This window comes from Psychrilyobacter sp. (genome assembly GCF_049671765.1).
Lineage (GTDB): Bacteria > Fusobacteriota > Fusobacteriia > Fusobacteriales > Fusobacteriaceae > Psychrilyobacter.
The window spans coordinates 1-11520 of the sequence record NZ_JBATVM010000014.1; the positions used below are offsets into that span (position 1 = coordinate 1).

Consider the following 11520-nt stretch of genomic DNA (forward strand, 5'->3'; position numbering starts at 1 on the left):
GAATTATAAGGAGTTCAAAAAATGAAAGAATTACTTACAAACCCATTAGTACTACAGATAGTATTTGGAATTATATTATTGGCTTTACCATCACCACTACTAAAGAAAACAGGAGATAAGGTAGGAGATGCTATTGAAGGTGTAGGAGGAGAAAAGGCTAGAGATGTAACATATAAAGTGTTAATAGATTTTGCTGAAGGGCTTAAAAGTTCTAAGCATGATGGAGATATTAATTTAACTTCCAATGATCAAATAGATAATAAACTAGATGAATATAAAGTGTCATTGGGTTTGGAGGATTTCAAATTGAAGGAAAAGGATTAGAGTTTAAGATAGATCCATGGAATTATAAAACTAAATTACTTCAGTTTAAAGTTTTTAGGAGAGCTAATTCTATAAGAGAATTGTTTTGGAAATATAAAGAGTAATCTAAAAGGGATATTTTTAAAATATCCCTTTTTTATTATTTTGGAAATTATAAATTTTGAGATTTTAAAAAAAAATAAATTTAAATTTTAAAAAAATCTAAACCAAAGATAGAAAGTGCTTAGTATCATAGACTCTATCATTATGAAAAAACCGTATTTTGTAAATGTCATAAATGACAGGTTTTTACCACTCTTTGAAGCTATTCCAGCAGCTACCACATTGGCAGAGGCTCCTATGAGGGTTCCGTTCCCACCTAGACAAGCACCTAGAGAAAGAGCCCACCACAGAGAATATTTTATAACTTGCAATGGAATTTCCGGATGTGCTAAGGAGATGTTGGGAATTAGTCCTGTTTTTATCATAGGTATAAGAGTTGCCGTATAGGGAATATTATCCACTACTGATGAAATTATCCCAGACATCCAAAGTATCAGAATAGATGTCTTGGCGAGATCTCCTCCTGTGAGTTTGAGAGCATGGTTTGCTAGAATATCTATGGCTCCTATTTCTACGACCCCCTCAACCATTATGAAAAGCCCTGTAAAGAAAAACAAAGTTTTCCATTCTACGGTTTTAAAAATTTCTTCTACATCTTTTTTTGTGACTATCATGAGAATAACTGCCCCACCAAAAGAGATAAATGATGGTTCAATATGAGTCATTGAATGTGTCAAAAATCCTATAAAAACAAAGAATAGTATTGCAAGAGAAGTTATCATAAGTTTTTTGTCTCTCAAGGCTCTGTTGGCATCCATATCCATAACTTTTGCTCTTAAATCTCTAGAAACCTTCATCTTTCTTCCAAAAATAAATTTAAAGTTAATAATTGTAACTATAAGGATAATTATAGCTATTGGAGATAAGTTTAATGCAAATTCATTAAATGATAGCTTAGAAGCACTTCCTATCAATATGTTGGGAGGGTCTCCGATAAGAGTTGCTGCTCCACCGATATTAGAGGCTACTACCTCAGCGATAAGAAATGGTATAGAGTCAATTTTTAGCTCTTCCGTTATAAGTATGGTAACAGGACCCAATAATAAAATCGTGGTGACGTTGTCCAAGAGTGCTGAGAATAGAGCTGTTATAACCATTAATAAAAGCATTAACGGAAAGGGCTTCCCCCTCACAGCCTTGACAATCTTAATAGCTACCCATTGGAACAGTCCAGATTCAGAAGTTATTTGAACTATGATCATCATACCGATCAAAAGAAAAATAACGTTCAAATCGATGGACTGAAAAGCCTTTTCAGATGGCAAAATCTTCAAAGTAACCATCAGTACACCACCTAGTAATGCTGAAAGGGTATGAGGTATTTTTTCTGTTACGATGAGATAGTAAGTAAATACGAAAATACCAATACCCAAGATGAAAGTATTCATTTTTTCCTCCTTTAAAATTTTAAATTTATTAATAAAAAGTTAATTTTTTTTTGGATTCATAATTTTAAATTACACACAAATTTTAATCATAATTTAAGGTTAATTTGATTATAACATAAATTTACTCAATAATTTGATTTGTACAAAAATAAATAAAAAAACAAGATTGCAAATAAAAATTTAAAAAGGATTAAATAAACAAACAATAAATTACTTGTTAATTTAAGAGCTTTCCATAGCTCATTTAAAAATTGACTTAACAAAGAATTAAAGTTAAAATTAGAATTAAATAAAGTAAAAAAGAGAGGTGTTGTATCAATAATCAGTCTAGTAAATTTAAATTTGAAAATTTAGAGAAATCTTTTGAAAGAATGAGAAATGCATATTCTACCATTTTAAAATGCCAAGATATAATTGTAGCTACAAAAAATGAGATGGAGATGTATACAAAAATTTGTAAAATTTTAGTTGACGAAGGTCCATATAAGTTAGCCTGGATAGGCTCTATTGGCAACGATTCCGAGAAAAAAGTTACACCAGTAGCAGAAGCAGGGTTTAAAAAAGGGTACTTATCCTCTATAGATATAAGTTGGGGCGATAATGTCTGCGGTCAGGGCCCGACAGGAAGGGCCATCCGTGAATGTAGAGAATATTTGATGAAAGATATAATGAAAAATAAGGATTATTTACCTTGGAGAGAAAAAGCTAAGGAGTTCGGCTATAGGTCAAGTATTGCACTACCTATTGAATCCGAGGGAAATATAATAGGAGTATTAAATTTATATTCTAGCAGTAAAGACTCCTTCAATAGTGAGGAGGTCAAGCTTTTTAATAGGCTCACTAAAAATATTGCCCAAGGAATTTATATCTTAAGGCTAAAAAAAGAAAGAGAAGAAGCTCAGAGAGCTAACTATGAAATTCTGTTAAAAACAATAGATGCTTTTGTACTTGCCGTAGAAAAAAGAGATCCTTATACTGCAGGGCATCAGAAAAGAGTGACAAAGCTAGCAGTTGCTATTGCTAGGAAACTTGGGTTGGATGAGAAGCGTATAGAAGGGCTACGTCTTGGAGCTTTAATCCATGATATAGGTAAGATCTATGTTCCTGGAGAGATACTAAATAGACCAGGGAAAATAACTAAGCCTGAATTTGATTTGATTAAACTCCACTCAGAAATAGGGCAAGAGATAATAAGCGGTATCGACTTCCCATGGGATATAAAAAAGATGATAGTTCAGCATCACGAGAGATTAGATGGCTCCGGTTATCCCAACGGATTGATGGAAGAAGAAATTATTATAGAGGCAAAGATAATCGCAGTCTCAGATGTGGTAGAAGCAATTAATTCCTATAGACCCTATAGGCCTGCTTTAGGAATAAAAGTAGCTTTGGATGAAATAAAACTAGGAAGAGGGAAAATTTATGATCCTAAGATCGTAGATTTTTGCGTGGAACTTTTTGAAATCGAAGATTTTCAGTGGGAAATATAGAACAAATGAGAAAATTTTATTCTGTTTATTCAAAAACGCAGAAAGTATCTGCGGAATTCAAATTGAGCTAGTCGCATTATATAAAATTATGTAGAATCAATAATATAGATGAAAGAGATTTTTATGAAATAATTACGACTAATTAGAAAAAGAGTTTAAAATTATTTAATGACAAATAATACTATCCAAACAAGAATAGTAAAAGAAAAATTAGATATAATGTTTATTAGGGTGTCATATAGTCCCTTCTCAGGTACCGCATAACTCCATAATTTTAAAAGAAGTCGCTAATGACTTTGTAACTAAATAGTATCAATAGAAAATTTATATTAAATACACTAAAAAAGACTTCCATATATCCCCCAAAAAAAGTATAATATTATGCACAAATAAAAGAAAAAATAACATTTATAGAAACTATAGTAATTGGAGGAGTGGGATGAAAAAAGTACTAGTAATTAATACAGGTGGTACCATTGGAATGGTCCATATTGAAAAAGGAAATCCATTGAGCCCGTTGAAACCTGCTGAAGATTGGAATGAAATTGCAGCAAGTTATCCACTTTTAAATAATTTTGATACTGGATATATTCAAGTAAATGAACTTATTGATTCTTCAGATATGAATCCAAATATTTGGATTGAAATAGCACAAATTATAGAAAAAAATTATAATAAATATTGTGGATTTGTTGTTTTACATGGAACTGATACAATGGCTTTTACAGCGTCTGCTCTCTCATTTATGCTAAATAATTTGAGTAAGCCTGTTATCTTAACTGGATCTCAAGTCCCACTTGAAAATCCTAGAAGTGATGCCCTTCAAAACTTAGTGACAGCTATTCAGATCGCGGGATCAGAATTATACAATATTAATTTAGTTCCAGAAGTTTCTATATTTTTTAGAGACCACCTTCTCAGAGGAAATAGATCCAGAAAATTAGACGCAAGTAACTACTATGGTTTTTCAACTCCTAACTATCCAAATTTAGGAGTAGCTGGGTCAGAAATAAAGATAGATTGTTCAAAAATTAGAAAGCCATCTAAAAAAGAATTTTTTGTAGATTATTCTATGGATACAAATGTATTGGTCTTTGATATATTCCCAGGATTCAATCCTGAAATATTAAAAAAAATCTTTAAAAGCAATGATATTAAGGGCCTTATCTTAAAAACTTACGGAAACGGAAACGCTCCTACTAGTGATGCTTTTGTTTCTGTTATTGAGGAAATTGTAAAATCAGGCGTTACAGTTGTAAACATCAGCCAATGTCCTACTGGCATGGTTAAAATGGGACTCTATGATGCCAGTACAAGACTTTTAGATGCAGGTGTAGTTAGTGGTATGGATCTCACTCCAGAAGCTGCTATTGCCAAACTTATGTACCTTTTAGGCAAAGAAATAGATAGAAAATCTATTGGAGAAGCTATCCAACTTGATATTTGTGGAGAACAGAGCCTCGATCTTCTTACTTATAGATTAGACAATGCCAACGAAGGGATTACTTCAAAATCATTTGAGATATCTCTTTCAAAAAAAGTAGATACTTCTAAAATAAAAAGAACTAGATTTAGAGTTAGAAATATAAGTTCTTCTGAATCAATAGATTTGAGTGTAACTATTAAAGGAAAAACAAAATTACCTCTAAAAAATTCTATAAAAACTCTCACTAGAGATGGAGACATAGCTGATTTTTTAATCAGTTTTGACCATTCTACCGCTCAAATTTTAGAAAAAAGTAAAAAAATTTATTTCAATATTGAATCCCAGAGAAAAATTTCTTGGGACAGAGTAGTATTTGAAATTTTTATAGACAAACATTAGGAGAAGAATGAAAAGTGATAAATTTAAGTATCGCACTTAAATTTATCACTTTTTTACTCTTTATCCTCTTCGTAACTTACCAGATCGATAATACTACCATCTTTTCCATAGGACACAGCATCCCCAGTCATATTATCATTTTTAAACCGAACTTCAAACTTGATTGCTGAATTTTTATAGTATTCTATCAACATTCCATTTAATTTCCCTTCATTGTAATTTTCTACTAGTTTTTTATTCCCATTGATGTAATACTGATATTTTGTTCCATCTAATTTATTTTTAATAAATTTCATCTTTGATTTCAAATTTCCATTTTCATAATAAAATAAAAAAATTCCATGAAATTTTCCCTCTTTAAAAGTCCCAAAAGCTTTTTTATTTTTATTTTTATAAAAAGATCTAGCTTCTCCAGTATAGAGCTTTTCATACTTATAATAAAGACCATTTTTTTCTTTTAGGTTATTGAATTTAGTCTCTTTCATAAATAAATTTAGACTACTACACCCGCTTAAAAATAATAATATCAGAATAATTATAAATTGTTTTAACTTCATATTTCACCTCCTTGTATATTATACAGTTTTAAAAAAATTATTAAAAGAATAATTTAAATTTGAATTTATTTATTTTTTCTATTATACTTATATTAAAAAGAAAAACATGGAGGAACCTATGAGTTTATTTGGAATCAAAGAAAAAGAAAAAATAGTTGAATTAAATACACTGATCGATAGCCTACAAAAAGAAATTATTAAAAGAAAGGGTAAAGAAGAGGAGTTGTTTGAGGCTATTCAAGAAAAAGATAAAAAAATAAATAGCATATCTAAATCTCCTCATGATAGACAATTTGAAAAAATCACTTTGGAATTTGATAAGGTAAAAAAAGAAAATACAACTTTAAAAATTTCTAATGAAAATTTCAAGTTAGAAAATATGGAATTAATTGGTAAAAATCGTAAAACTATTGAACAAATAATAGAAATAGAAAAAATAGTAGACTGTTTAAAGGAAGAAAATAAGATTTTAAAACAATCTAAGAAGCCTGAAATAATAAAACAAAAACCTCGATATAAAGTTTTAATTAAGGATCTTTATTCTGCTAGAAAGCATGATGAGTTTAAAAAAATTATTGAAAACTTAGGTCTTATATATGTGAGTGAATTAGAACACTTAAACTTTGAAAAATTAATGACTGATGGAATCTCTAAAACCAAAATAAACAATGCTAAAAATGAATACACCAAATTTAAAAATGGTGAATTTAATTCTGATATAGAGAAATACTTAGTCCACGGGCATAGAGTTTCTAAAATATTTTTTAGATATAGAAGTTTTGTTTCTCACTTAACAGATATGGGCATAGAGTTTCTCTATCAATTAGAAAACTTTGATTTTGAAGTTTTAAAAGAAGAAAAATTTACACCTACACAGATAGAAAAATTAAAAGAAAAGATTACTGAATATAATAAGTTAAGAAAAATATAATTTTTCTTAGGGAGAATGTATGAAAATACTAAACTTGGGAATAATATGGAAAAATATCTCGAGGGCGAACTCCTTAAACTTAATATTTCTATAACTAATGATGTAAAAGGAAATGCTGTCTTTGCAATTTTACCTGAAAAAATTATAGAATCCTTACAAGAATTTTGTTATTTCTACCTATGGAATCCTAATATTTCAGAAGTTAGATTCGTAATGTCCTTTGATCTCTTAAAAGAAGACATAGATTTTTTTATAGAAAAAATAAAAGAATTAGTAAATAAATAAGGGAAGTTCATATGAACTTCCCTTATTTTTATTCTTTAGATGCAAAATCACATTGATTTTTTATGCTAAACTATCATCTGCCACATGATACTTAGGATCTTCAAATACATTTACCTCTATTATTTCATCTGCATTTTTTAATAATATTAAACAATCTGAACTTAGATGTTTTAGATGAATTTTTTTACCGAGCTCTCTATATTTTTCTGTAATTGCGTTTATTGCCTCAATGGCAGAATGATCACTTACATAAGAATTAGCAAAATCAATATATATTTTTTTAGGATCCTCTTTTGGAGTAAATAACTCCTTAAAACTTAAAGCTGAACCAAAGAATAACGGTCCATCAAGTCTATACACTTTTGCACCATCTTCTCTAACTTCGATTCTAGCACTTATTTTTTTACCTTTTTCCCAGGCAAAAGTTAATGCTGAGATCACAATACCTGTAATAACTGCAATAGCTAAATCTTCTACAACAGTAATTGTTGTAACTATTATTATTATAAAAACATCTTTTTTAGGTATCTTATTAAACAGCTGAAGAGACTCCCATTCAAATGTCCCAATAACTACCATAAACATTACTCCTACAAGGGCTGCTAATGGAATCATTCCAATAAGTCCAGATGCAAACATAACAAACATCAATAAAGAAATTGCAGCAAAACCAGAAGAAATTCTAGTTTTCCCACCTGAAGTTACATTTATTATAGACTGTCCAATCATTGCACATCCACCCATTCCACCAGTGAACCCACTAATAAGGTTTGCTATTCCTTGTCCTATAGTTTCTTTATTACTTTTCCCTCTTGTATTTGTTAATTCATCTACTAGTGATAAAGTAAGTAATGATTCTATTAAACCCACAAAAGCAGCTGTTATAGCAAACGGAAATACAATTTTTAATGTTTCCAAATTAAATGGTACTACAGGCATATGAAATTCTGGTAATCCACCAGAGATCTCTCCACCAGCAAAGTCTCTAACATTTGGAATGTTAAGGCCTAATTTAGTTAACTTCATAGATATAAGCGTTGTTACAATAATTGCTACAAGTGTAGAAGGTACAGCCTTAGTTAATTTAGGTAAAAATTTTATAATAACCATAGTTATAATTACTAACCCAAGCATTATATATAATTCATTCCCGCTCATCCAAACAGAGTTCCCATAAGAATCTACAGTTTTAAATTGACCTAATTGAGCCTTAAATATTACAATCGCAAGTCCATTTACAAATCCAAGCATTACCGAATGTGGTATAATTCGTGAAAATTTACCTAATTTAAAAACCCCAGCTAGAATTTGAAGTAGCCCCATAAATACTACAGTTACAAATAAATATTCCACACCATACGTACTCACAAGTGCTGCTAGCACTACTGCAATAGCACCTGTTGCCCCAGAAATCATCCCAGGTCTTCCTCCTAAAATAGATGTAACAATTCCCATAACAAAAGCTGAATATAATCCTACTAATGGGTCTACCCCTAGAACAAAAGAAAATGCAATTGCTTCTGGAACCAGTGCTAAAGCTACTGTAAGTCCAGACAAAATTTCATTTTTATAGTTTATTTTTTTTGACAAAAATTCCATTTTTCCTCCCTATTTTTTAAAATTCTATAATTTTATACAGAAACCGTATTATATCATTTTTCTTAGACTTTTTCAACTATTCAATAGAAAACCTTGGAAATTAATATTTTAATACTCTAGTAGAATCATTTTTTATTAGAAACAAAAAAAGGGTAGAAATTATACCCTCTTCACAATTATTTATTATAGTTATTTACAATTATTTCCTTGACTACATTATGAATATTTTTTAAACCTTCTCTATCGTAATTCTTGGTATCTACTATCTTACCAATATACATTTTCACATTTTTATTTTTAAACATCCTAATACTTTTTTTACTTTGAATATCATAAGTACCTTTTAATGTGATTGGTATAATTTTTGCCTTAGAATCAATGGCAACTTTGAATCCACCATTTTTAAATTCGCCTATCTCTCCAGTTTCAGATCTTGTTCCTTCTGGAAATACTAACATAGGATAGCCATCTTTAATAAATTTCACAGATTTTCTTATAGCTTTTATTCCTTCTCTTGGATTTTTTCTATCTATAAATATAGAGTTAGTAATTGGGAACCAAGTTTTAAAAAAAATCCAAGTTTCCATCTCTTTTTTAGCCATAAATCCAGGTACGAAAGGAAAATACCCTTGTATTGTAGGAATATCTATATTACTCTGATGATTAGATATTAAAACAATAGGTTCATCCATAGAAAGATTTTTAAACTCCTCCTCATCTTCATAGATCACCTCTACTTTAGAGTTAGTTCTTTCTAATATTCCTTTTCCAAAACCTCTAAATAAATCTCTAGCATAAAAAATACGATCTTTTTCAACATCTATTTTTCTTACCTTAGGTAGTTTAAATATGTTCAATTTTAAAAAATATAAAAATCCAAATAATGTTACCTTTAATAATGTCATTCTTTTCCTCCTAACTTTTTTAAATTACAACTGTCATTTTAACACCTTAAAGTAGCAAAGTCAACAGACATGACTTTTTTCACATTATTGGTGAAAGTAGTTTCGAAATTGATTCTTTAAACCGGATTACAAAATTTCTATTTTTATATTCTTTAGAAGTAACCAAGGTAGAATCTTTAATATCTTTTAAGAAAGCATCCTTTAATTGAAGTGCTATTTTAGCATCGTAGATAAAAACATTTATCTCAAAATTCAATAAAAAACTCCTAATATCCATATTAGTAGATCCAATAGTGCAAATTTCATCATCCACTATGACAACTTTAGAATGTAAAAATCCTTTCTCATAGGAATAACATCTAGCCCCTAGCTTAACTAAATCTCCAATATAGGAAAGGGTTGCCCAATAGACAAAAATATGATCAGGTTTAGAAGGAACCATAATATTTACTTCTATTCCACCCATAACGGCAATTTTTAAGGCATTTAATATAGTCTCATCAGGTATAAAATATGGTGTTTGTATATAGATATTTTTTTTTGCTCCTGTAATCATCTTGAAAATACCATTTTTTATAAATGGTTCTTCATAGTCCGGACCACTACTAACTACCTGTAAATCGCTATTACCATCACTTTTTTCAAAGTGTAGGTAATCATCTATGGAATAATTTGATTTTTTCTTCCTTCTTTTAAAAAGTTTTTTTTGTTCTCTCATGAAATCTAAGTTTATTAAAAATTCTTTTTCTAATCCTAAAACACCAGATCCTTTTATCCGAAGATGGGTATCTCTCCAATAACCAATTTTTTTATTTTCCCCTAAATATTCATCTCCAATATTCATTCCACCTAAAAACCCACACTTCCCATCGATTAAAACTATTTTTTTATGGGTTCGATAATTGGCTCTCAGTCCAAATCTAGAAAATAGTGGTGGAAAAAAATTAAGAACTTCTCCTCCGGCATCTTGAAGCCTTTGAAAAAAACTATTAGATACATGGATACATCCCATCCCATCATAGATGAGTTTTATCTCTACTCCATTTTTAGCCTTATTTATCAGTAGATCCATAATCTCATTACCTATATCATCATTTTCAAAGATATAATATTCCATATGAATGTATTTTCTAGCAGAACAAATGTCTCCTTTAAGATCTTTAAAAAGCTGTTTTCCATGAGTATATAATTTAATGTCATTTTTAGTTCTTAAATAGGCATGGTTCTTTACATTAAATAGTTGAATTAGATTATTTTGTGGATGCGAGCTTGTATCACTCATAGTATCTTCTTTAAATTTTTTTTTATCAAATGAAAATTGTTTATAATATTTACGGGTAAATCGTCTTTTTCTCAGACTTAATCCAAAGAAAAGGTATAGTACAAAACCGAATATATGCGTTAAGCTAAGGATAAGAATCCATATTATAGTACTTGTATTTTTTCTCTTTTCAAAAAAAATAATAGTAATAATAAAAATAAAATTTAATATATATACCCCTGTAAAAACATTATTCATGGAGCTTCACTCTAATTTTTTCCATTCTTTTTCTATTTACTCCAAAATCACTATATCCTGTTCTAGCCAATGATCTCACATGGATAATATTTTTATCCATAGGAAAGTAAAATTCTACATCATCTATAAATTTAAAAAATGATGTTCTTACCTCTGCATGGATATATTCATCGTTATATTCTACAACTTTTGTATTTTTTAGTGTTCCTAATATTGCAATGATTTTTTTCTGAGTAAGGTCTCTTGTCATATTGCTATAAATAATAGGTTTTATGTAATGTGAATCTTCTTTCGGAGCCATAGAAGATACACAATTTGGGCTGGTTGGACACGGATAAAATTTACTATCTATTAATCCAATTTCTTTTTTTTTAGCAGATGTGCACCCTACAAGTAATAGTAGTGATAATATTAATATATATTTCATAACCTTCCCCCTTATATTCTATTCATAAATTTAAACTTCCACAATAAAAAAGCAATGTGTTATCTCTACTATATTTACTAATTTTCTCTTATCCTAGTATACCTAAATTTAGCTTGAGATTCAATTAATTTAATATAAAAAGGAGTCAGAAAGACTGACTCCATAAAT

11 protein-coding genes are annotated in these 11520 nt (G+C 29.4%); 5 read left to right on the plus strand and 6 right to left on the minus strand.

Annotated elements, in window-relative coordinates; translation table 11 throughout:
- Positions 1-21 precede the first annotated feature (21 nt).
- Positions 22-324 (plus strand): hypothetical protein, encoded by a 303-nt coding sequence (locus WBG30_RS00615; protein WP_424502703.1) that lies wholly within the window; start codon positions 22-24, stop codon positions 322-324.
- Positions 325-515: 191 nt separating this feature from the next.
- Here the strand turns inward: WBG30_RS00615 and WBG30_RS00620 are convergent, their stop codons facing one another.
- Positions 516-1814 (minus strand): ArsB/NhaD family transporter, encoded by a 1299-nt coding sequence (locus WBG30_RS00620; protein WP_424502704.1) that lies wholly within the window; start codon positions 1812-1814, stop codon positions 516-518.
- Between the two features lie 371 nt (positions 1815-2185).
- Between WBG30_RS00620 and WBG30_RS00625 the strand changes: the two genes are divergently transcribed.
- Both WBG30_RS00625 and WBG30_RS00630 read left to right on the plus strand, forming a co-directional pair.
- Positions 2186-3304 carry an HD domain-containing phosphohydrolase gene (locus WBG30_RS00625; protein WP_424502705.1) on the plus strand — a complete coding sequence of 373 codons (1119 nt, stop codon included), beginning with the start codon at positions 2186-2188 and terminating at the stop codon, positions 3302-3304.
- Positions 3305-3743: 439 nt separating this feature from the next.
- The gene (locus WBG30_RS00630; protein ID WP_424502706.1) at positions 3744-5129 is read left to right on the plus strand and encodes an asparaginase; all 1386 of its coding nucleotides are present in this window, start codon (positions 3744-3746) and stop codon (positions 5127-5129) included.
- Positions 5130-5182: 53 nt separating this feature from the next.
- Here WBG30_RS00630 and WBG30_RS00635 read toward each other — a convergent pair whose 3' ends face one another.
- Entirely contained in the window at positions 5183-5686 is a 504-nt protein-coding gene (locus WBG30_RS00635; RefSeq protein WP_424502707.1) for a toxin-antitoxin system YwqK family antitoxin, read from the minus strand.
- 118 nt (positions 5687-5804) lie between these two features.
- Here WBG30_RS00635 and WBG30_RS00640 point away from each other — a divergent pair, with 118 nt between their 5' ends.
- Entirely contained in the window at positions 5805-6617 is an 813-nt protein-coding gene (locus WBG30_RS00640) for a hypothetical protein (RefSeq protein ID WP_424502708.1), read from the plus strand.
- 15 nt (positions 6618-6632) lie between these two features.
- The gene (locus WBG30_RS00645; protein WP_424502709.1) at positions 6633-6902 is read left to right on the plus strand and encodes a hypothetical protein; all 270 of its coding nucleotides are present in this window, start codon (positions 6633-6635) and stop codon (positions 6900-6902) included.
- A gap of 60 nt (positions 6903-6962) precedes the next feature.
- Here WBG30_RS00645 and WBG30_RS00650 read toward each other — a convergent pair whose 3' ends face one another.
- From WBG30_RS00650 to WBG30_RS00665, 4 genes are all read right to left on the minus strand, one after another.
- Positions 6963-8501 (minus strand): SulP family inorganic anion transporter, encoded by a 1539-nt coding sequence (locus WBG30_RS00650; protein WP_424502710.1) that lies wholly within the window; start codon positions 8499-8501, stop codon positions 6963-6965.
- 176 nt (positions 8502-8677) lie between these two features.
- A complete protein-coding gene (locus tag WBG30_RS00655) occupies positions 8678-9406 on the minus strand; it encodes a lysophospholipid acyltransferase family protein (protein ID WP_424502711.1) in 729 nt (242 codons plus the stop codon).
- Between the two features lie 79 nt (positions 9407-9485).
- Positions 9486-10925 (minus strand): cardiolipin synthase, encoded by a 1440-nt coding sequence (cls, locus tag WBG30_RS00660; RefSeq protein WP_424502712.1) that lies wholly within the window; start codon positions 10923-10925, stop codon positions 9486-9488.
- The gene (locus WBG30_RS00665; RefSeq protein WP_424502713.1) at positions 10918-11352 is read right to left on the minus strand and encodes a DUF1499 domain-containing protein; all 435 of its coding nucleotides are present in this window, start codon (positions 11350-11352) and stop codon (positions 10918-10920) included. The genes cls and WBG30_RS00665 overlap by 8 nt, the downstream gene beginning before the upstream one ends.
- Positions 11353-11520: the final 168 nt, after the last annotated feature.